The organism is Millionella massiliensis (assembly GCF_900104655.1).
GTDB classification, from domain to species: domain Bacteria; phylum Bacteroidota; class Bacteroidia; order Bacteroidales; family Rikenellaceae; genus Rikenella; species Rikenella massiliensis.
Window position 1 is genome coordinate 558010 of record NZ_FNWD01000002.1, and the last position, 22039, is coordinate 580048.

At 54.2% G+C, this 22039-nt stretch carries 14 protein-coding genes; 5 read left to right on the forward strand and 9 right to left on the reverse strand.

The features are described 5' to 3' along the window. Positions 1-71: 71 nt before the first annotated feature. Together BQ5379_RS02465 and BQ5379_RS02470 are read right to left on the reverse strand one after the other, a co-directional pair. Entirely contained in the window at positions 72-14021 is a 13950-nt protein-coding gene (locus BQ5379_RS02465; RefSeq protein ID WP_143039370.1) for a MuF-C-terminal domain-containing protein, read from the reverse strand. Next, a complete protein-coding gene (locus BQ5379_RS02470; protein ID WP_143039371.1) occupies positions 14014-15273 on the reverse strand; it encodes a hypothetical protein in 1260 nt (419 codons plus the stop codon). The genes BQ5379_RS02465 and BQ5379_RS02470 overlap by 8 nt, the downstream gene beginning before the upstream one ends. 344 nt (positions 15274-15617) lie before the next feature. Between BQ5379_RS02470 and BQ5379_RS11200 the strand changes: the two genes are divergently transcribed. Beyond that, positions 15618-16163, forward strand: a complete 546-nt coding sequence (locus BQ5379_RS11200) for a hypothetical protein (RefSeq protein ID WP_159431201.1) — start codon at positions 15618-15620, stop codon at positions 16161-16163. Here the strand turns inward: BQ5379_RS11200 and BQ5379_RS02480 are convergent. From BQ5379_RS02480 to BQ5379_RS02500, 7 genes are all read right to left on the reverse strand, one after another. Then, positions 16102-16725, reverse strand: a complete 624-nt coding sequence (locus BQ5379_RS02480; RefSeq protein WP_071133975.1) for an ERF family protein — start codon at positions 16723-16725, stop codon at positions 16102-16104. The genes BQ5379_RS11200 and BQ5379_RS02480 overlap by 62 nt on opposite strands. Before the next feature lie 35 nt (positions 16726-16760). After that, positions 16761-17054, reverse strand: coding sequence for a hypothetical protein (locus BQ5379_RS02485; RefSeq protein ID WP_071133976.1), 294 nt, complete (start codon positions 17052-17054; stop codon positions 16761-16763). An 83-nt stretch (positions 17055-17137) separates the two neighbouring features. Next, positions 17138-17491 carry a hypothetical protein gene (locus BQ5379_RS02490; RefSeq protein WP_071133977.1) on the reverse strand — a complete coding sequence of 118 codons (354 nt, stop codon included), beginning with the start codon at positions 17489-17491 and terminating at the stop codon, positions 17138-17140. An 8-nt stretch (positions 17492-17499) separates the two neighbouring features. Further along, positions 17500-17883: an AbrB/MazE/SpoVT family DNA-binding domain-containing protein gene (locus BQ5379_RS02495; protein ID WP_071133978.1), complete on the reverse strand. Its 384-nt coding sequence runs from the start codon at positions 17881-17883 to the stop codon at positions 17500-17502. Positions 17884-18132: 249 nt separating this feature from the next. Continuing rightward, positions 18133-18288 (reverse strand): hypothetical protein, encoded by a 156-nt coding sequence (locus BQ5379_RS11205; RefSeq protein WP_159431202.1) that lies wholly within the window; start codon positions 18286-18288, stop codon positions 18133-18135. Next, a complete protein-coding gene (locus BQ5379_RS11430; protein ID WP_083377534.1) occupies positions 18276-18518 on the reverse strand; it encodes a helix-turn-helix domain-containing protein in 243 nt (80 codons plus the stop codon). Before BQ5379_RS11430 ends, BQ5379_RS11205 begins: the two co-directional genes overlap by 13 nt. A gap of 175 nt (positions 18519-18693) precedes the next feature. Further along, positions 18694-19077: a hypothetical protein gene (locus BQ5379_RS02500; RefSeq protein WP_071133979.1), complete on the reverse strand. Its 384-nt coding sequence runs from the start codon at positions 19075-19077 to the stop codon at positions 18694-18696. 102 nt (positions 19078-19179) lie between these two features. On the opposite strand from BQ5379_RS02500, the gene BQ5379_RS02505 reads away from it, so the two are divergent. From BQ5379_RS02505 to BQ5379_RS11115, 4 genes are all read left to right on the forward strand, one after another. Then, the gene (locus BQ5379_RS02505) at positions 19180-19623 is read left to right on the forward strand and encodes a hypothetical protein (RefSeq protein ID WP_071133980.1); all 444 of its coding nucleotides are present in this window, start codon (positions 19180-19182) and stop codon (positions 19621-19623) included. A gap of 386 nt (positions 19624-20009) precedes the next feature. Further along, positions 20010-20621 carry a helix-turn-helix domain-containing protein gene (locus tag BQ5379_RS02515; protein ID WP_143039372.1) on the forward strand — a complete coding sequence of 204 codons (612 nt, stop codon included), beginning with the start codon at positions 20010-20012 and terminating at the stop codon, positions 20619-20621. A gap of 108 nt (positions 20622-20729) precedes the next feature. Beyond that, on the forward strand, positions 20730-21032 hold the full coding sequence (locus BQ5379_RS11110) for a hypothetical protein (RefSeq protein WP_143039373.1): 303 nt from the start codon (positions 20730-20732) through the stop codon (positions 21030-21032). Between the two features lie 135 nt (positions 21033-21167). Further along, positions 21168-22037 carry a sce7726 family protein gene (locus tag BQ5379_RS11115; protein ID WP_143039374.1) on the forward strand — a complete coding sequence of 290 codons (870 nt, stop codon included), beginning with the start codon at positions 21168-21170 and terminating at the stop codon, positions 22035-22037. Positions 22038-22039: the final 2 nt, after the last annotated feature.

Sequence of the window (22039 nt, forward strand, 5' to 3'; positions counted from 1 at the left end):
GTGTGTCATGTGGGGGCAATGCTTTCTGCCACTCCGAATAAGAGTTTTCCGGACTATGCCGGAGCCGCCCCCTAATCGTCACGGTTTCGCGTCCACCGCCTCAGCTCGTCATCGTAGTATCGGACGAACGCCGCGCGCATACGGCTCGCTTCGTTCAGTAGTCGGAAACGTTCTTCCGATCCCTCGTCGTAGGTGTACGCCTGATTGATCACCTCCTTGATCTCCTTGTCGGACTTCTTGAACTGGGGCCCGATGTAGTTCAGCCACTCCACATCCTCCTGTACCGCCTCCGGCGTGTCGTAGTAGGGAGGCAACTCGCCGTCTTTGAAGTTTTTTTTCAGCAGCTTTGTGCGCGTCTCGATCTGGTCACGCAGGTCGTAGTACATGCTGTTCTCGCCGACGCCCTGACGCATCTCGCCGAAGAAGCGGTTGATCACCGGAATGTCCCGTATCTCCCTTTGCTCCGACGGTCCGGCAATGAACTGCACCGTGCGCGTCAGTTCGCGACCGAGGCCTCCCGTGTAGGAGGTCCACACATGCTCCAGCGTGGAGGGGCTGATGTCCAGCAGGCTCAATGCCCAGTTCCGCCGCAGGTTGCCCTCGTCGTCCAGATAGTATCCCGCCGGGGTGTTTTCGTTGCCGCCGCCAAGCTCGTTCAGGTTACGCGACACCCATTGGGCTATGAAGTGCGCGTTGCGGCTGCCGAGGCTCGCGTCGGGCACTACTTCGCCGGGGAACGGAACGCGGTTGATTCGCCGCCCCGCGAAGTCGGTGTTCCACACGTTGATCTCCACGATCGGCTCGACGACCGTCGGCGTGACGGCCCGCATCGGCTGGTCGGGGTTGATCTCCAGCGGCGAGAACGCCTGCGCCAGCGCCGAGCCGAATTCCTTCATCGCCTCGTCCGCCCCCTTGCGTCCGGCCGTCACGTCGCGGATCAGCACGCCTGCGATCCAGAACGGCCTCAGTTCCATCGGCACCGGGATTTTGAAATACTTGTCATCCAGTCCCACCAACCGTCCCGGGATGATCAGGTTTGTGTAGCGTTCGTATTCCGACACCGACCATGTACCCTCGCCGTCGTCGCCATCCGAGAGGGCCTCCAGCGCCCAGTCCAGCATCAGGGCCGCCATATATCCCATGGCTCCCGCCGTGAGTATCATCACCGTTCCCGCCCGCGGATTGCGCTTCACGAGTTTGTACAGGTTGGCCACCCCCTGCACCGAGGCGTTGAAGAACATGAACAGCGAGTTCAGTCCCCGTCCCCACTCACCGCGCGTGTTGAAGTTCACCGTGATGTTTCGGGCGTAATTCACCGCCACGCGCACGTCGCGTCCGGCCTGCACCTGCGAGAGGAAGGTGGCGAAACGAGTCGAGACCTCCGTAAGGTCGCCAATGAGCTGGAACCCTTTGGCCAACTTGTGTGCCGCGGCTTCGCGCACCGTGCCCATCCGGTTGGTGTCTCTCTCCATTTTCGCCGCAATGTCGCGCGGCTCTTGCATGTAGGAGTAGCCCGTTAGGCCGCCCTCCATCCGGAAGTCGTCGTAGAGCGAGTCCATCACCCGCTTGTAGCCGAACCGTTCCACCGCCCGGGTGAAACCCTCTGGCGAATAGATGTTCACCTCCGCCCGTTCGTTGAGCGTCAGCGGATGGGCATGTCCCGACCCGGCACGGGCAATGGCCGCGTAGGAGTGGTGCACGTTGCGCACGAACCCCCGGAAGTTCCCCTCGCTGTCCACTGCGTTGTAGATGCCCGCCCAGACCATGTCGCGCAGGTTGTTCGGGATGAAGAACGCCGGGTTCCACTGCGTGCTCAGCGCCCCGACACGCCGCGTCCAACGGCGCGTCCACTCCACGGCGTTGGCCAGCGCCCCCTCAATCAGCTCTTGCCCGGCGTGGGTTACCGCCTGTGCTACCAGGGGATCGGAGAGGCGGATCACGGTTCGTGCCCCGTGGCGGAATACCACCACCTCGTGCGCCCGGTCGGCCATCTTCGATTCTCCGGCGTAACGCGCCCCGCGGGGCATCGTGCGTACCGCCGTGATGCGCTCGAAAGCGGCCTGTGCTGCCTCCGAGAGTTCGCGGCGACGCTCCAGCAGGGCCTCCAGCTTGTCGGCGTCCCGCTTCTCGACCTTCGATGCCTCCCTGTCGCAGTCGCGCTCGGCCTGCTCCAGCTCCTTGACGATCCGGGCGTGCTCGGCGCGGGCTGCGTTCGACGCCTCAATCTCCTCGCGGGAGGGAGCCTGCCGCACCCGGTCGTACCAGAGTCCCGCCTCGCGTTCCTCCTCCGTCATACGTGCCGGGTCACGGCGCACGTACCACTCCTCCTGTATTTCGAAGATGCCGCGGCGGCGATTTTGCGGCTCCGGCAGCGGAGGATTCTCGAAACTTTTGACTATCTTTGTTGCAGAAGCAACGGCCTCGGCGGCTGAGGTTCCCGCAATTGGAGCGGAGGGACGCAGACCGCTGTCGGTTTCTGGCCCTTCGTTCGCTGCATTTCCCGCAATCGGTGCGGAGTGATTGTACAGGAACGCAAGGGCCTTTTCTTTATTGACATACGTTGCGTATCCTTTATTGAACCAGTTAATCACCGATTCGTCCGCTTTCCCGAATACGGAAGAGACGACATTCAGGTTTGCGTCCGGCCCCGACCCGGTATCGATCGTTACCAGAAAATTCCCGTTATCCGTTCTCAGTTCCGTGAGTATCGACCGGTTCCCGTCCCGGTTTTTGTTGTTGAACACCGCTATCGGATCGGCCACGGCCCGCGGAAGGTCTCTCAACTCCTCAAGCTTGAACCCGTGCTTCTTCATCTTCTTGATCACTTTGTTCCCGTGGAGCTTCATCGGCCGGTCACCGACCCCTGCCGATTGCAGCGCGGGCGACGGCACGCCCAGCCACAGCACGGTTTTGTCCGCGTTCTCCTCAGTCAGAGATTGCAGTTTTTGGTTGAAAGCGTCGTTGACCTTTTCGAGTTCGGCGGCCCGGTTTTCCCTGCTCTCCTGCCGGTCGGCTCCCAGAGCCGCGCGGGTGTCTCCCTGCAACTCCGGGTTCTGTTCCACAAGGCGCAGCAGGAACAGTCGGGCTTTGTTTCGTTCGCCCGTGATCACCGTCGCCGCCAGGTTGGCCCGGAGCGTCGCCAGCACGTTTTCCGCCTTGGTAGTTCGCCCCATGGCACGTCGGAACAGATTGCTGACGCCGCGGCGTATACTCGGGTTTGCAGAAATCACCTTACCGAAAAGCTCCTCCGGCGAGGTGATGCCCTCGAACTCCGCATCTATGCCCTGCAAAGGGACATAATATTTCCAACCCCGGTTTTCCATCTCACGGTATTGCTGCGCCGAGATCAGGCCACTCTCCAGAGCCACGCGGCGCTGCTCGCGGCTTATGGCGCGTATACTCTCCCACAGTTCCTCCACAGCCTCTTGCGAGAACTCATCCTCGAAGTCCCGCACGATTTGGAACACCCGTTCCCGGTTCCACGGGTCGAGCGGGTTCTCGCTGTATGCCGTCACGCCAGACGCATGACGTTCGATCGAAGCCTTGGCAGCCGCATAGGCGTCAATCTGCTCCACAGTGAGGGTCTCCCTCATCTCGGCCTCGCTGCCCATGGCTCGCCGTGCGGCGTTTACGGCTCGCGTCACCCCCGGCATGAAGCGTTTGCCCCGCTCGCCGCGGAGTGCGTCTATGGCCCTGTCCATGCGGCGGAAGATCGTTTCGTTGTACCGCTGCATCTTTGCCGTCGCGATACCCGTGGCCCGGTTCATTGCCGAATGGGCGTCGGTCTCTATGCCCGTCTGTCCGCCGTGTTTGCGGACATAGTCCTGCAACTGGCGCACCGGCAGCGTGTCGTCCTGAAGGCGTCGCGCTGCGGCAGAGCCGAAGTTGCGTTTTGCCGTGAGTTGCGGATCGTTGGGGTTGGTCTGTTTGCGGCGAAAGCGCACCTCTTCCGCGTCGCGCGCAGCCATCTCTTCGGCCACCCGATCGACATACTGCATCGGGGTTTGCGGCTCCTGCTGTGCGTTTTTTGCGCTTTTCTGTTGATATTTCAGCGGTTCCGGTTGCAAAATCTGCAACAATCGCTTATCTTTGACAGTAGCAACGGGAGTTCCCGTTACCGCATTGGCGGCTTTATCATCATACACTTGAGCTTTTACCAAGTCCCTTTGATCGATAAGGTCGCCTTTCTCTATTTCAGTCAGGGCGGGTTGCAAAATTGATGGCAAACGCTTATCTTTGGTATCGGGAATAGGAGAGATGCTTTGCAGTCGATTCCCCGTTTCCGGTCGCCGGATGTTAGGCTCCGCCTCTCCCGCTCCGACCATTGAAGACAAGCCAGACGACGCGGAAAATCCCATTGGGGAATCTTGATTTTCGGTTACAGAGTTCGATAATCTGTACAGATCGTCTATCAAGGTTCCCTTTTCTATTTGGGTCAGTTTGTGGTCGTAATATCGATTCCCGTTATCATCCTGCGCCACGACTGCTTTTACAGTGTAGTCTGTATCTCCGATTTTGAGCCCAACCACATAATAGTCGTATTGTTTTACGTCAGGGTTTACTCTCCGGTCTTGATTCTGTTCTGAATCAATCAAGATTGAGTTTTCGATAATTTGCGGAATAGCTGCAACAGATTGTAAATGCTCCGGGTCCTTATAGTCGTGTTGGAGAACCTCTTTGATACCGCCGTTTTTACCACCAGCAAACAGGCTTATACGTTCGCCGCTATCCTGATTCACATACTCACCACGCAGCGTCTTGCCATACTCCAGGGCATTCTTCTTATACTGTTTCAGATCTTCGGATGGCTTGATTTCTTCTCCGGTTATTTGTATCGGCTCGCTGGCGCGGAGTTTTTCAAGCTGCTGCGCCTTACGTTCGCGAGCGGCCTCCCGTTCGGTCTGTGCACGCATGCGGATGTCCTGAGCGATCGTGTCCATCGCTTCGCTGACCGTCCGAGCCCGCGCGAGGTTGTTTTTGCTTCGCCAGAGGATATACCGCATCTCGGCATCCGTCACCTTCAGATCGATGCCCAGCACGTCGCGGAAGAAGCCCCGGATAGCGGCCATGATCCGTTTCCATACGCTCGGCGTGACGTCTCCTTCGGCCATCTCGGCCAGGTACTCGTCTCCGGCCACGGTTTCGGAGCCGTGCTCCGCCAGCAACCGGGCCTGCGTCGCGTCGTCCAGCGAGCGGAACACACGTCGGTAGAATTCGTCCGCGCGTTCCCGTCCCAGAAGTTCGGGGATTCCGTAGTGGCCGACGGCTTCGTGGAGAATGGTTTTCTGTACTTCGGCCGCATCCCGACAGTTGGGCAGCACCACGGCGATCTCGCCGCTTCTGCGGTCGTGCCAGCCTTCAGACCCCCGCTTGTCGCGAGCCATGCTTTCCGTATCCCCGATTTCACTTCGGTCGCGGACGATGCGCACCGGAACGCCGAGTTCTGCGGCCATTTCCTCTGCCGCCGCAACTTTTTCGCCATCCAACCGTGTCGGATTCTCAAAATTTTCGAGTATATTTGTTGCAACCTCTAAACCGTGAACCAGTTTGTCCACGTCAGCGGAATTGGACCGCTGTTGAGTCAACCGTTCAGCGGCATCGCCGCCGGTATTTTCTCCGTTTCCAAGGTAATTGGGCCCTTGAACCAAGAGAAAATCGGCGGCTTTTCCTTTATCCACCCACCGGAGTAACCCGTTATTGATCCAATCGATAATTCCGCCAACCCGGTCTTTGGGATAGAGACTTCGAATGTCATTAATTTCTATCTCCGTCCACCCTGGTCCTTTCTTTTGTACACGAAGAATTGCTACGAAATTATGTCCTTTGCTCTGCAACTCCGTAAGAATCACTTTGCTGTCCAGTCTGGTTTTGCTATCGAACACCGCGATGGGGTTTTGCAATGCCTGCGGCAGGTTTTCCACCTCATCCAGCGCGAACGGATGGTTGCTCGAATATTCGGGACTGGCCTTTTCTGCCAGTCTCGATGCGCTCAGTTCAATGGGTAGCTCCGGCACGCCGGCAGAGCGCAGTGCCTCGCTCGGCATTCCCAATCGATACACATGTCCTTCAGGCAGGGTTCCGTCGATCTGCTGTTTCAGCTCCTCGTTAAACCGTTCGTTGATCTCTTCGGGCGAGAGGGTAGCGGACTCTGCTCTGCGGAACCGGATGTTAAGTTCCTCCGTAGCATTCGCCACAATTTCCCGGCGTTGTTCCTCATTTCCTCTCTCGTAAGTCCGCACAGCAATGCCACGTCGTTCCAACTGCCGGATCAGTTCTGCATCGGTATCGACGGGAACAACAGCCAACCGCACCTCGTCGAAGCCTACAGCCCGCTGCGGTTTGGCCTCAAAATATCGCGAACTCATCTGTTGAATGTCCCGAACGATGTCCGCAATCTCTTCGGCCACCTCCATCGTCATTCCCGAATAAAACTCTTTCAAGTATCGGTAAATACCTTTGGCGGTGTGCGATCGCGCAACGGCATCCTTGATATTCTCCGCCATGTCCATCGTATCGGAAAAGCTGCTGCCGACACCCGGAATTTTCACATCGGAAAGACGGTCGGTAATGGCATTTTTCTGAGCCTCGATCTCATCATTGCTGATGTTTTTGATGACCCTTTTCGCCTCCTCGCGAATCTCATCTATCGACGGGTATTCCTTTTGTGAAGCCCCGAAAATGCTTCCGCCGAACAGCCCCTGACCGCCGCGTGCTGCCTGACGCTGCATAGCCTTGACAATATTGTCGAGCGTCACTTCGTCATAAAGAGCCTCCCATTTCCGACTATTGCCGGAAGGAGTGAAGGCATCCCGGTCGTTCCGAATACCTTTTTTCTCCACAACGCCATTGAACAGCTCGTGCAACCACGCTTCGAATCGCTGCTGGTCTATCCTTTCATCGATTTTCTGTTTGGTCGCCTCAACGTCAATTTCCGTTTTCTTATTCCCGTTTTCTGCATAATCGAGAGCCGCTTTGATCGTGTTGTTTACGCGAACTCCAACAACGTTCGGCTTCATTTGAGACAGGCCGACGCCGTGCTGCTCAAGAATCTCCCTTACCTCATCCCTCACGGAGTCAATATCGCCGTTCACAATTCTTTCGACGCCGATTCTCTTTAACACATCTTCATAGATGGGGATTTTGTCGGCCGGGTATTTCTCGACTTCGTGCTGTTCGTATTCTGTTATAGCATTCCCGTTTTCTGCCAGGTAGAACTGTTTCGCGTCGTAATTGTCTTTGAAATGCTCTACAAGACCTCCCGTGTCGAGCCCGTTGACATGGCGCTCGTAGTTGTCCGGATGGAACGTCACGGGGTTAAACAGCGGTAGATTTTTAACCTTGTTGGCCCGATGATAAATAGCACTCGTTTTATCCTCGTTCAACTTATAGCCTACACTTGGGAACGTAGGCGTCCATGCGTCACCGCCGTACACTTTGTTCTGCCTATTTACGGGATCTATGCTCGTGCGGTCGAAGAGCAGGGATATTTCCCCAAACTCCGTATGTCCCATCTCTGCATGGGTGATGGCGATGCTCGGCATGGGGAATCCGCCGAGTTCCAGCGACTTTTTCAGCTGGTCTTCAGTAGTATTGTGCACCGCAATCAGCGAGGCAGTTTCCTCTTGCGGCTGCTGGGTTCTGCGGAACCGGATGTCATCATTTCTGGTCGCCGGTCCGTCGTCTTGGGTTACAGTTTCCCCTGCCGGTAGAGTTCCCGGCTGATCTCGATCAACTCCTGTGTCGTCTTGCCCGGATACTGATCCTTGATGTTCTTCCGCGCCTGTTCCTCTGCTTCCGACGGATCCATTCCCTCCCTCATCAGCCGACGCTCTTCCAGGTATGTTACCAGCGGCATTCGGCAGTGCATGGTCAGTTCCTGACCCAGGAACTCCATCGGGTCTGCTCCTGCCGCTATCTGCCGTTTGACCTCCTCCGGATAGACGGTCAGCGTTCGATGTACCCAACCCCGCAGTCCCGTCTGCTCTCCGATAACCGGTTTCTGTTTCAGTTTGTTCTCCCATTCGGCCTTGGCCTTGAGAAACGCCTCGTCCTTGTCTGCTGTTTGCATAATGGATTAAATCGTTTAAGGTGTCAGTTGTGATGAACTCCCGATACGAAGGTAACGAAAAATCACCTTCGTAATCCGCCTCGTACAAATCGCCGGCATTGCTGTTTTCAGTCAGGTAAGCGATGTATTCACGCCCCAGCGCATACTTGTTTCTGGCGTCTGGATTTGCGAAATAGGCATTCACGCAATCCATGAATCCTGTGTCGTCAATATTTTCCGCCATCTCACTCACCCCGATGTCATCCACCAGCCGATCGCAGAACGCAGCAAAAGACGTTCTGTCCGAGAATGCCGCTTCCACATTTTTGTGTCCGGCCAATTCGTGTGTATAGACGTAATCGGCCGTTTGTTTGTCCGTGATCGCCGGCGCATACAGGTAGCATACATGGTTGAACGTAAGCCCCTGCACCATATATCCATCCTCCATAGCTTTTCGGACGTCGTCCCGTACCTTTTCGGGAAGTTCCTCCAGCTCGGCAAATACAACCACGTTTTCACCGAGTTCTTGGTTCAGCTCCTCGACCATCTCTTCGACGGCCTGCCGGTGTTCGGGCGAGAAGTCCAGCCCGATAGCCTCTCCTTCCGCTTCAGAACGGCGGAAGGGGAAATCGGGCACTTGCGCATCCATCCCGGCCTCTTGTTCCGCTGGCGATTCGACCTGCTCCGTCGTGTTTTCAACAGGTTTGGTCTCTTCCTGCTGCACCTCCGGAACAACACTGGCTCGTGAGGCATTGTACTCGGCTTGCAGTCGGGCCTCTTCTTCGGTCATGGAGCTACGCGGATCGTCTTCACGCAAAGCCATTGCCGCATCGAAAGCCTCCCGGTTAGACCGCACACGACTCAACACGTCCAGTATCGCGCTGCGCATATCGGCATCCATGGCCATCGGAATAACTCCGCGGTCCATGTCATGTTCGAGCGATTCGGCATAACGGTCCACGGTGGTTCCGTCATTCGACAGGATGTTGAATCGTGCCTTTCGTTCTGCCGGGCTATCCGAGAATCCCAGCTCGGTACCTAATCCTCGTTGTGCTCCGTTGTCGCTCCATCTGAACTTTAACCCTTCGGCTATGTCTCGGAGGATTTTATCCTCCACGGAGAGGTAGTCGCCCAGTCCCCTGGACTGTTCGCGCAACGTTGCTCGTCTTCCGTACTCAGTCTTTGTCTTGGGCGCAGTTTCGGTGGTTTCCTCTTCAAAGATGCCGGTAGCCTCGCGCAGTGCGTTGACCTTTTCCTGCAGCTCTTTAATTTTGGTCAGGTTTTCGAGCCGGGTATTGATATTTTCGGAGCGACTGTTCGAGAGTTTTTTGATTTTGCCTTCGTAGATACTGATTTGTTGTGCGACCTGCTCCCGTGCCACGTCTTCGCCGAAATCTTCTGCAATAGCCCGGAACATCGCATGGGGTTCCATGGAGCCATAGTCCGGTTTCCCATCTTTTTTCCGAGGTATCTCTTGCTCCGACGGTACGGAATTTATATCTTTGTTTACAGAAAGTTCAGACGAATTGACACCGAGCAAGGCAGGCTGATTGTCAGTTGCAGTAGGTCTGTTCGAATCGTTAAGAGGGACTGACCCCTCGACTTGTGCTGTCGGATACAAGCTGAACGCAGAATCTATCCAAGCTACATTGCTTTGTTGCAGTAGCTTGGATATTCTGTTTTCAGAGCGTTCCTGTGAAGATATTACAACCTCTCTGCCATTTTTACTTACTGTGACAGACGTAAAGTAGTAATAACGCGAACCATCTTGTTTTGCAAACGGTTTAACAAATACATACGATGTGTCTCGCTCGGATTTACCATCTTTTGCCGGTCGTGCGTCTTCCAAAATGATCGCAGGACTTTCAAGAGTAGGCTTGACCATGCCGAGTTTGCCATTTCTGCCTTGTTGTGCAAGTTTCAGATATTGGTTCTCGCCCTGCTTTACGTCGCCTATAGGAGTATTTATTATTCCGTTTTCTCCGAACTCCGCCATCCAGTTTTCTGGAGTCAGTTCCAGTTCCGGCGCAGGTTGCGCACCATTCTGCATTTCCCGAATCAGATCGTCGGCCTCTTCGGGGGTCAGCGATCGGCCGATGCGCGGGTCGGATACAGTATGCACCCCGGATGTAGTAGTATTACCCAGCTCCGGATTCATGCCGGGATTTTCGGCGCCGACCTGCCCCATAGGGCCTATAGCCGCATTCTCCATGCCGGCGTTTTGAGTTCCTACCGGCGTTCCGTCTTTTTCCCGGGGTATTTCTTGCTCCGACGGTACGGAATTTGTATCTTTGATATTGGAAACGGTTGGCTTACCGTTGGGTTCTGAAGACGTAATGCCCTCATGCCCGGCTTCAGAAAGCGAAGAGCCAGTCGAAACGGCATTATTCGGTTGTCGAGGTTCGGTCTTGACGACCGTTTCTTTTTTGTTTGAATATCCTTTGCGGAAAATCCCCGCACTATTCACATTCCAATACGATCCGTCTTTCGACAATTCAATAAACAGCGTATTGTCATGGGTGTCGGTAACCTGCAATAAATAGGTCGTACTACCGTCATACCTGCGTTTCCCGACACGAATATTGTCCTCGTCGTAATTCGTGGCGACAAACGACACAAAATCCACTACCGAAGAAAATCCAGCATTACGTATCTGTTGTCCATGATTGGCTTCGATATGCGCAAGTCCGTACCCTTTTCCGTTCTCATCTTGGAAACCTTCGCTCAATTTGATAGGTGCCGAAGGCAATCCGCTCTCTTTCCGGATTCCGCCGAATACGGTTGTTCCGTCAGAGGCTTTAACGAACGGAAGATTGTTTTCGTCTCTTTCTACCGTATTTGCTGCAGTCTGCTGTGTGGTAAGTTGTGCGGTTTGTGTCTGTACTGGGGGCGTGCCGGCGTTTTGAGTTCCTACCGACATTCCGTCGATAGCACCCCCTTGTGCGGGATCGATGTTAGTCTGCTCTCCGTCGTCGAGCGTTCCCTGCTGTCCATTCTGCAATTCAGGCGTCTGAGATGCCACCCCTTCGCCCTCGGATGACGTCGTCTGCACAGCAACGGTTTCGGGTCCCACGGGCACGCCGTCCACCGCCGTCACGTCCGCCACGTTCAGCAGACGATGTATCTCTTCCCCGTTCTCGCCCGTTCGGGTCATGCCGGTGGTCGGATCGAGCGGTACGATGTCGATCTCCGTAAAGTCATTTCCATTGGCCGTGACGCTGTTCACGAAGGCCGTCGATCCGTCACGCAGAGTGACCGTTTTCCCGGAGAGCGTCGAGAGGTCGATACCCTTGTAATCCGCAATCATCGGCATCGGGTCCGAATGGGTGGCGTCCGCCTCCTGCATGATCTCTTCCACGGCCTCCGCCTCGGCCTGTGCCTGAGACACCTTTCGAATCCTTTCCAACTCCTCCTGTTCGTACGCTTCGTAGGAACTTGTTTTTCCCCGTTTCAGTTCATCGATGCTTTTCTGGGATAGCACTCCTGTTTTCGGATCGACAACAAACACCGTCCCGTCGGCCGTTTCCTCGCCGCTGCGTTCGATCGATCCGCCCAGTAAGTAGAATCGGTTTCCCTGGGTGTCGAACACCTCTTCGAGCTGCCCGGTATTCCTGTTTTTGAACAGCTCGAATTGTAACGTCGCCTTCTTCGCCTCCTGCTGTTCCTGCATGGCCCGTTGCATCTCCTGTGCGACCCGGCCCTGCGTGCGGTGCATGATGTAATCCGTCGTGGCGGCCATATCGTGCAGCGAGGCATTGTCCCAGTCGATATTCGAAATCGCCTTCGCCTGCTGTTGTTGGGTGAAGTGTCCCATGGCCTGTGACACCTGCTGTCTGATGTCAGGGTTTTGGATGTGTCCGAGCAGCTCGGTCGAACGTCGACGGGATTGAACGTGGTCGTATGCGGTCATCCCCATTCCCACGCTCTGGAACACCGTACTCATGGAGAGAAGCCCCAGCAGCATCTCCAGTTGGGCCTCGCTGCTGAAATTCTCGCGGATCCGTTCCGGTTCGCCGGTCATCAGGGGTTGCAGCACGTTGTTCAATTCTTCTTCCATCGCCTCCATCGGCAGGCCGTCCCACCGGTGAACGTCGCCCAGATAGCGGTAGAGCCGCCGCATGGCGGGAGCTTCGGCGAGACGGCGGAGTGGGGCAGTGAAGCGATACACGCGCGTGCCGCGCAACGCCCGAGGAAAGAGGCGGCCCATTCCGGCGAACGTGCCCCACGCCTCCGATCCTCGCTCGGTCGTGCCCGTAACCAAACTCTTGTAGCGCCGTTCCAGCTCGGAGGTAGGACGTGCGTGCTCGGCCTCAATGCTTCCGTCCCTATTCATACGTACATCATACTCGCCGACAGTCCGGTCGGCATAGTCACGCGCCGTGACGGTTGATAGCGGCGAGGTTACCGCTCCTTCGGCCATCGCCCCTACGAGGTTTGCCCCCTGTTTGGCGACATATCGTCCCACACGGTTGCGCAGCGTCTTGCCGACCGCTCCGCGGATGCCTTTTTGCGCCGCGTTCTTTATCCCACGAGCTACGCCACGGCGGATCAGTCCTCGTGCCGCAGCTGCCGCCGGAGCTCCGAAAAATCCAGTCGTCGCCATCTCTAGCATAAACGGTGCATTGTCGCTGACGAACGCCCCCGTCTTTTCCCATCCGGTGGCTCCGCCGAGGCTTTCCAAGTCAGCCTGCGCGTTGCTGTATACGATATAGGCCCCCATCAACGCCTTTTCGGGATCGCTAATTGTCCTGCCCTGTGAGAGTTTCTCAGCAATATCGGCCACGTAGCCCAACACTCCCGATTCTCGGAACATGTCCACGTTATCCGCCGAGCGGGGCATTAGTCCGTGCAGGAAACGGCCCGCGGCTGTTTTTCCCGAACTTCCGTTCTGCGCATCGGCAATGGCCTGTTCCAGCGCTCCGACCGACTCATTGGCATACTGTGCGTAATCCAGCAGGGTATTGGCCCGGCGGTAGTGACTTTCTCCTCCGGGCAACTGCCCGATGGCATTGCCCGAGAGTCGCTCTTGCTGTTCGCGAGCGAAGGCTGCGTTGTTCTCGTTCCGGGCCTGTTCGATGTCCGCGGCGGTAGAGCGGCGGTTTGCCCATGCCCGCTGCCCGGCAGGAGAGGCCATCGCTTCGGTCACAGCCCGTAAGTTTTCCGGCGAGTCGTCATTTATCCATTTGCTAATACGGTCTCCCAGTATTTGTTCGGCCTGATAGTCCCGGACGGCATTCTCGGCCTCTTCGGGGTTTTGCTCGGCCCACTGCCGAACCAGGTCGTTTTCCTGTTGTTCCCGGCGCGATTGCCGTTGTTGCAGTTCCATGCCCAACTGCTTTACCGACGAGGTGGGGGATTGCATTAGGTTCTGCGCAAAATCCATCTGCTCCGCCTCGGTCAGTTTCCGTTGCTTCGGGTTCTTGTCGTCGCTATGCCACCCTTTCAGAAACTCGTCGCGAAACTGCTGATGCGCAGCATTCTCCGCCTCTATCTGTTGGAGCTGCTGCGCCTGCCAGTCAGCCTCCCAATCGTAAGTCCCTTCGGCAGGAATGATGTCTCCCGCGTCGGTCTGCACCATGGGTGTACCTTCCGGTACGGAGGCCGTGAAGTCCCGCTGTGGAGCCGCCACCGTCCCCTCTGTTTTCTGAGTCGTCGACGGGGTCCCGGAATGGTATCCCAGCAGAGCCGCCATATCGACGCGGTTGTTTTTTCCCGAACGGTCTTTGTGTCTTTCTTCTCCCGAGCCGTATCCCAGCAAGGCTGCCACATTCAGCCGGTTTCTGTCCGTCCCGGCATACGGTTCCAACGACCCCCTCTGCACATTACCGTCCGAAGCGACGGAGCCGCCATTCGCCGCCGCACCCTGCGCTCCCGGCAGGGCATTTCCATTGCCGTACACTCCCTCGGCAGGCGCCGCAGCACCGCCGTCCAGCCCCAGCAGGGCCACCATATTCAATCTGTTCCGGTTACTCATCTCGACCCGTTTTGTTCATTAGAAAATCATCCAGCGCCTCTCCGTACACCGTTTCCCACTCCTTGTCCGTGAGTTTGGTATCCATATTCGCGTTGGTCCGTTTGATGTCCTCGATCGTAGGGATGCCCCCTCCGAGTAGCTCGGCCACTTCTATTTGTCCGCGTACCGTGTAGGCTGCCTCATCAAGGAACTTTTGGACGCTCTTATTGACCTGGTCAACCTCTTTTTTGTTTTCGGGATTCGTCGGGGTCATCTTCGGTCGCTTGGGCAGGTCGGGGACCCCGAAGTCACTCATGTCGCCGTTTAGGGCTTTGGAATATGCGCCTGCGATTTTCGAATAGGCTGCGCTCGCCGTAGGATTCATGGTACCGTCCTTCGTGTATTTGTCCAGCGCAATCCACTGTTCATCCGTGAGCATATTATTGAGCACCTTCGGTTTCCGTCCCGCGTAGCCTCCCGGAGAATAATTGACCCCGCCCGATGTGATGGACAGGCCTCCGCTCTTGGTATCTCGCGTGCGCCCGTCGACGAGGTAACCCACCATCATGTCGAGCATCGCCCGTTTCTCTCGGGTCAGTTTAACCGGCTGTCGTGTGGTTCGATCTATGATAACAGGAGTGCCGTCCTCCATCTCCTTTTGCAGTCTTGCCCATTGCAACCCTTCGATGGCCCGGTTATGCTGTTGGGCCTCGCGTTGTGCTGCCTCTTTGAAAGCCACCTCCGTTTGATACTTCGAGGCTTCGAGTGCTTTGTCCGCCATTTTGCCGGCGATCTCGCGGTTGTTTTTGACAGCATCCGCGTACAGGTCCGCATAGGCCTGTCGACGGTTCTGGAGTTCCGCCACCGTGTTTTGTGCCGCCTGAGCGTTTGCCTGGTCTTTGCGGAGTGCCGCCAGCAATCTGTTTTGGTCATATCGTTCCCCCTCCTGTCGATAGATGTCGTCCAGTCTCTGGAGCCGATTTTGGATGTCGTATATGGGTTTGTTGTCGATGGGGCCGGGGCGTACACCGCCCGAAGCAGCGATTCCCCGACCGATCAGCGACAGCACGTTGTTCAGAGCCAGCAGTTTGGCATTTTGTCGCAGCCGTTCTTCCTCGTCCTCGTTGCGTTTTGGCTTCATCCCGGCCAGCACGATGTCGGCCAGCGGATTCCGTCCCGTTCGCCGATACTCTTCGATTGCCTGGGGGAGCAGGGCATCGATCTGTTTCAGTTGGTCGGCATAGGGTTGCGGGTCCGTCATTTGGCTATTCATGGCAGCGAGGAACGGCCCCATATCGGCCGTGTATCCCGACGTGGCAACCCGTGCCGCCTGTTCCGTACGCTGAGGGTTGATTCCGGGAATAGCCGCCTCGGCATTCCCCTCATTCGGAGTGCCCGCGGCACCGCCCGCCCGGCGTGAGGGCAGTTCCGTACTGCTCTTTTGATTTGGGGATGGATCGGTCGGTTTGCCTTGCGGCGAACCGTCCGATACGTCCTCTGAGCCACGTTCTTCGACTGCGCTGCCGCGCGGGCCCCGCGTGCTCGCGGTGGAGCGGGCGATACTGCGTATCGCTGCGCTGTCCTCTGTCGAGGTGGCCGAAGGCACCGTGCTCGCGAGTGGAGCAGATGATGTTTGCGGCGACTGTTGCTGCTGTTGTTGCTGCTGCGTGCCGGCGGATAGATCGTTCGCACCTCGCCCGTCTCCTCGTCCAGCAGGGCAAGATGGCCTTTGATGCCGCGCAGGAATTTTTCGCGGGTCTTGATGCGCTCTTTGAGAGCGTCGGCCTCGGCCTGGAGCCGTTCGATCTCCGGGTCTCCGCATACGGAGTAGTCATAGCTTACGCCGGCTTCGCCTATCTTGGCCGAGCAGTCTCCGATCTGCATTTCCCGGTTACTTCCGTGCGCTTCGACGTAGTCGGTGGCCAGTCGCAGGACCTCTTCGTGCTTGACCACTTCGTCAATCACACGCTTTGCTTTGCTGAGGTTTACATAGGCGATCAGCGGATCTATTTCTCCGTCGATGATGGCCGCTACCGCCTGTCGGGCATATTCCGATACGCTCTGCGGGTCGGTCAGCAGTTGGATGGAGTGTTCCATTTTGTCAGTGTTTTTGAGTGTATTTGTTGTATTCCGATACGACCCAGTCTATTTGCTGCGGATTGATTTCGAACCAGTAGGTCAGGTAATCGGACGGATTGAACTTCTGTCCCCGCTCAGAGGCTTCTTTGGCGGCCTGCGCCATCAGCCTCAGCAGCCGCGTGTCGCACATGCTGGCTTCGAAGGGGGGCTTACCGGAGGCCTGTGGCTGTTGCGGTGCGGGAGGTGCGGAGGCAGGTCGCCGTGTGTCGGGGGGCACAGGTTGAGAGGCCAGGTTCCCGTCGTCATCCTCTTCGGTGGTCAGGTTGAGCATCGTGACCAGCGAATAGCGGCGGCAATAGGTGATTCCGCTCCCGATCTGCTGGATGCTACCGGCCGGGATGGCCATCCGGCTGCTGATGCTCTCGCCGCTGGCCGCGTGCACCAGTTCGGTGATCACTTCGCCGCTCTCGATACGGCTTTTTACGGTCAGCCCGCAGTCGGTCAGCGGTTTGCGAACAGCATCCCACACACTTGACAGCGTTGCATACCGGCTTTTGAAATGCGGGTTCACCCCGTCCTTGCTGAGTTTACCCACCTGTCCCTGGAACATCAGAAGAGCTTCGTTCAGATTCTTTGCGGTTTCCATAATCGGTTGTTTTTCGGTTGTTTTTCGGTTGTTTGTCAGTGTTTGAAGTCGGGAATCATGTGAGCCGGGGCTACCACGGCCGCGCCCACAACGGGCACACCTATGCGGAAGTAGAGCGGTTCGTTACGCGGAGCGGTATCCATCATCGTATCTTCGCGTGCCACGATGCGTTTGCCATTGGCGAGGGTCCAGTAGACGTAATCCCCATCCACCAGTTTACGCAGCTCGGCGTGGGTGAACTGCACTCCGTTTGCCGGCGAAATACATTGCGTCGTGTTGTCCGAGCGGAAATAGGTTGCGCCCGTTTGGATGTTTTGAATCGGTTCCATAATTTTGTGTTGCATTTTCTATTGGGGGCAAAGCCCCGTGATTCATATTTTGTCCCTCGGCCGGCCGCCGGGGGATTATTATTTCAAAGTGAGTAGAAGTATTCTTCGCCGCGGGCCTCGGCCTCAGCGTCCAGTTCTGCGATACGGTCGAACAGTTCGTCCGCCAGGGCGATGTCGAAATCTTCGCGGTAACGGATGATGTCTTCGGCAACAGGACCGACCTCCGCTTCGTACATGTCGAGGTGACGGTAGGTGAAAGCGGTCATACACGCTTCGTGCACGTCGTATCCTTGAGAGGTCCGCACAGTGTGTTCGCGGTCGTGCGATTCGCCACACAGGGGGCACACCCAGTACGATGGGGTATCTTCGCCCGCGCCGAGCCATTCGGTGTACCGGGCGGTGTCGTAGCTTACGCTGTCAGGGCTGTATGTTCTCATGGCTCAGATTATTCGGTTAGTACTCTCCCAGTGTCTTTCACGGCGCTGGTTATCAGGGCGTGCAAACCGTTGTCGTCCGCGTCGGCAACCACCGGGATGCTGGCCGTCGATCCGTAAAAGCCGATCGACTTGCGCAGTTGCCTGCAGATGTATTGCCAGTTTCCCACCAATCCCCCCCGGTTGCTGCACTCCTTCAGCGAAATGCCCTCGTCGCACTTTCCGACGAACCAGTCCTGCGGGCGGGCATCATCGTTCTGATAGAAGGTTACTTTATCTCCAGTTTTCAACCCCAGAGCTTCACATGCAGGACGGTTGATCGAGATCCTCCCCCGGTTGCTGAATGTGATGGTCGGCTTCCCCTTGGGGACCAAACCCGGTATGTATTTTTTCATGCCTGTTTCGTTAAAAGAGTCTCCCGCCCAGTGATCTATCTTTAACCCAAACCTAATTGATACTATGGCAGCGGGCAGGAGACTCGGTGTTATCTGTATTTTTCTGTACTGTTGTGCCGTGCGGCCTCATTTTCGGCCTCTCGCAGTTTCGACGTATCGCGGTATCCCTGCTTTTCGGCCAGCGTCCGACACCATGCAGCGACTGCCGAGAACAGGACTACGAACAGCACCGCGAACAACTTCAATTCATCACTCATCATAGTCGGTTCTTTCTTCGTTATCGTCCATTTTTCGGGTTCCGAATCTCAGGCGGATACGTGGTAACTCCAGGAAATCCACCACACAGAGAGTGAGCCACAGGACTATTCCGATCAGCACCACGATTCCAGTAATCACGATTGCCATGGGAGAACAATTTTGTGTCGTTCGATGAATTCATCTACCTCTTTGACCTTGTACAGGATTTGATTTCCGAGGGCATAGTAGGGCAGTAGTCCCTGTTCTCTCCACTCTCGCTGTTTGTCGTCGGATCCGAATCCGACATATTCACGCAATTCGGCTGTTGTCAACCACCTTTTTTCGCAGTTGATCATGCGTCGAGTAGGTGTGCGTGGTGAATCCTTCGTGCGTTTCATAGGGATTATGCTTTATGTTTGCTCCCGCCCCGGTCTCGCTCCGGGTGGCGGTCTTGCTCCGCGGCGGGAAAACACTTAATTTTGAAGTGCCTAATCTTAAAATCAAGTGTTATGGAACTATTCATGTCATTCAACCTGGCGGACGGAACCACGCTTACATGCCGTACCGATTCCATTATTGCACTCCAGTCTCATCCTGATCTCCCCCGCTGCGCGAATCTTTGGGTTCGTGGTATCGACGCTCCTTTTGTCGTGGATGAATCCCACGACGATATTCTGTTGTGGATTGAACAAGCGTCTGATAAAGGAGAGGAGTAGCATCGTTGCGACCCTCGATGTAGTCATCCAGTTTCTTGGCCGCGTCGATAATTTGCTGAGTGTCCATTTTCAGTATGTCGATGTTCCGATTCCTAAATAGGAATAGCAGCAGTTCTTCGCGGCGTTTCTTCCGGTTCGTCTGCTCGACGAGGGGGACGATGCAGAGCCGGTGGTAAACCCACATGGCGACCAGCGAGGCGGCGACGACCGAGGTGGCAAGGAGTATGGATTCAATGTTCATAGCGTTTGTTGTGTTTTCTGTTCCCCGCCCGGACTCGAACCGGGTTGCCTGCCTGTCGGGGAAAAACGCTTAATTTTAAGGCGCAAACAAAATCAAGCGTTTATGTACACTCATCAGGATTTTCAAGACGACAAGGCTCATTTTGCGGAATTGACCCAGAAAGAGGTTGAGACACGATGCGGGTGGTTTCGACACATTCTGTCCGTAACCATAACTCTTCTCGCAATCCTGGTGCCTCTCCAATGGATGTCCGAACTTCCCCCACTCGTCCGTTATGGCTTGGCTCTTTCAGAAACTCTATTGTCAATCGGAACTCTGGGTGTTGCCATAGCTCTCTATATGTACGGAGCAGGTCTCGCACGCAAGGTTCGGTCAGCATTTCTTCGTGAACTGAAAGAAGCACATCAATCGGGTCGGAAGATGCAGCACGTTTCCGCCTGCCTGCCAGACTGGTTTTCAACTTTTGAAAAATGGGCATATGGTTTTTTGATAGCAGGTTTCGTCTTGCTGATCGCGACCAGTGTCGTGTCGCTGGTCGCTTTCTGACGATTACGCGATTCGGGTGACCTTCACCTCATCTTTCACCAACTCTACCGTCCAGACTCCTTTACCTTGGGCGTTCAGGCGACAAGAGGCGGTACGCATTCCGCCATACGTGTGGACTGTCGCTCTGAAACACTGTGTCTCTCCGACCGGAATTGCTTTCAGCGTTTCCGAGTAGCTCGGTCTGAGAATCACCCGTGAGCGTTTTATGCGTTCATTTTTCTCTCCCATTGCTTGCGTTTCAACTTATTATCGTTAAATTTGAGTGTTACGGCGTATGTTTGCCATCCGTTTACATGACAAATGTATGAACAATATTTGTCATTGCAAAACAAAATAATGACAAATAATTCACACGAAGCTTGCGCTTTTACACTTAATATTTGATTATGAGCAATATAGATGTAAGAGAAATTAGAACCAAGTTGGGAATAACGCAAGAAGAGCTTGCCGATATGCTAGGAGTTTCTCGTAACACAATAGGAAACTACGAACGCGGCGGTGTCATACCCGAATCAAAAAGTTCAATATTGTGCAAACTTCTCGACAAAATAAAGACAAAAGGAGAAGCTTCACCTGCAAAAACAGAGAAGAAAGTTCCATTTTATGATTTGGATGTGACGGCATCCATTACCGAAATTTTCAACGACATATCGGAAACTCCGCAGTACTATATCGACTACCCTCCGTTAGCAGATTGTACAGCCGCGTTCCCTGTGTACGGCGAAAGCATGGAACCCGACTTCTTTGCCGGCGAGGTAGTACTCGTCAAAGAGATCAAGAACGTAGACTCCATGCTTTGGGGTGAACCGTATCTCGTGATAACGAATGCAAACTGTGACAACCTGAGGACGCTCAAAAACGTCTATCTGTCAGACGACCGTAAGAAGTTTATCCTTCGCGCGACCAATCCACGCTTTAAAGGAGACACTTTTGTGCCATTGGAAGACGTGCTAAAAATTTTCCTTGTCAAGGGGAAAATAAACCGGAGACAACTCTAACCAACACGGAATATCAGGGTAAAAGTTTTATGATGGATTGCTGTTCTTCCTGCTGCTATAGCCGCCGCTGCTATTGGTTATGTACTGGCTATGCTATTTAATATGCTTATGGAGTACGTGTATTCGCTTGTTGGAACAAGTAATTCATGGTGGCTTCAGATTCTTCGATATGTGATTTCAGATACGATATTTGGTGCAGCTTTCGTATGGGGAGGCGTTTATGTAGCTCCTGCATACAAAAAAATCGCAGCTGTTGCTTTGTTGGTTCTATTGGGTATTTTAATTGGAATTTCGATAGCCTTATCGTTTGTCACAGGCTCATGGATAGAAGTGTCTATTGGCGCAATCCTGGCACTTGTCGGAGGAGGAATCATTTGCTACCAAACGTCAGACAAAAAAGTGGAAGACTAATAATACATCAAACCCTGCGACCATCCGCAAACTCTTCGTTGTGGAAAACGTATTGTCAGTGAAAACTGTTCTCTAATAAAGTTAGCTCGATTTATTTCTATATTCTATATTTGTAATAAATGCATACGACAAAAAATGACAGCAATACACACACCAGAAAATATAGTACAACTGAGGGACTTTTCTTCAGCATTCTCTCGTAAGGCATTTGTTGATATTTTAAATTACAATGACTATTCACACTTCAACTGGCTTTTGTCAAAATATGAAATATCAAAATGTACAACATATTTAGGATTAATCAATAAATTATACTCCTTAATCTCAAAACACTACAGATGTGAATATGTATATAAAAATGAACTAATAAAACTTCTTTTACAAAAGTACAGTACGAGCAACTCTGTATATTTTAGTGAATTTAGAGTTGGGAATTCTATTGCAGATATGGTAATGTTTAACGGAGAGAGCAAAGCGTTTGAAATAAAAACCAACTATGACACACCTCGCAGATTAAATAAGCAAATGGAAGACTACAAGCGTTTTTTTGACAAATGCTATATAGTTATTCCTGAAAATAGATTGGAAGAGTACTATAACATAACTGAACCTACAACTGGCATCATAACGATGAGCCATGATAATGGGCGTATTGTTCCCAAGGAAGTAAGATTGGCATATCAGAATACACACTTTGATCCAAAATCATTAATGTCTTGCCTCAGAATGAATGAGTATATGAATATAGCATTATCATTAGGTGCTTCCTTAGAAGGGGTGGCCAGTTATGATATATATACATATTGTTACAACATTATTTCAACAACAAATTCAGATATTTTAAGACAGTTATTCCTAGAAGAAGTAAAAAAACGCAAAAACAACACAACACTACTGCGAAAATACCCTATGTCAATTAGGCAAATGATGTTGAGTTTAAATTTGGCAGAAGCCAAGGCAAACAAATTGTTAGGGCAATTGAATGTTAACATAAATCAAGCATAGGT

Excerpts from the sequence above, each read along its gene's own strand:
- BQ5379_RS02465 (WP_143039370.1), bottom strand. The coding sequence starts at position 14,021 with ATGAGTAACCGGAACAGATTGAATATGGTGGCCCTGCTGGGGCTGGAC.
- BQ5379_RS02470 (WP_143039371.1), bottom strand. The coding sequence starts at position 15,273 with ATGAATAGCCAAATGACGGACCCGCAACCCTATGCCGACCAACTGAAA.
- BQ5379_RS02480 (WP_071133975.1), bottom strand. The coding sequence starts at position 16,725 with ATGGAAACCGCAAAGAATCTGAACGAAGCTCTTCTGATGTTCCAGGGA.
- BQ5379_RS02485 (WP_071133976.1), bottom strand. The coding sequence starts at position 17,054 with ATGGAACCGATTCAAAACATCCAAACGGGCGCAACCTATTTCCGCTCG.
- BQ5379_RS02490 (WP_071133977.1), bottom strand. The coding sequence starts at position 17,491 with ATGAGAACATACAGCCCTGACAGCGTAAGCTACGACACCGCCCGGTAC.
- BQ5379_RS02495 (WP_071133978.1), bottom strand. The coding sequence starts at position 17,883 with ATGAAAAAATACATACCGGGTTTGGTCCCCAAGGGGAAGCCGACCATC.
- BQ5379_RS11205 (WP_159431202.1), bottom strand. The coding sequence starts at position 18,288 with ATGGCAATCGTGATTACTGGAATCGTGGTGCTGATCGGAATAGTCCTG.
- BQ5379_RS11430 (WP_083377534.1), bottom strand. The coding sequence starts at position 18,518 with ATGAAACGCACGAAGGATTCACCACGCACACCTACTCGACGCATGATC.
- BQ5379_RS02500 (WP_071133979.1), bottom strand. The coding sequence starts at position 19,077 with ATGAACATTGAATCCATACTCCTTGCCACCTCGGTCGTCGCCGCCTCG.
- BQ5379_RS02505 (WP_071133980.1), top strand. The coding sequence starts at position 19,180 with ATGTACACTCATCAGGATTTTCAAGACGACAAGGCTCATTTTGCGGAA.
- BQ5379_RS02515 (WP_143039372.1), top strand. The coding sequence starts at position 20,010 with ATGAGCAATATAGATGTAAGAGAAATTAGAACCAAGTTGGGAATAACG.
- BQ5379_RS11110 (WP_143039373.1), top strand. The coding sequence starts at position 20,730 with ATGGAGTACGTGTATTCGCTTGTTGGAACAAGTAATTCATGGTGGCTT.
- BQ5379_RS11115 (WP_143039374.1), top strand. The coding sequence starts at position 21,168 with ATGACAGCAATACACACACCAGAAAATATAGTACAACTGAGGGACTTT.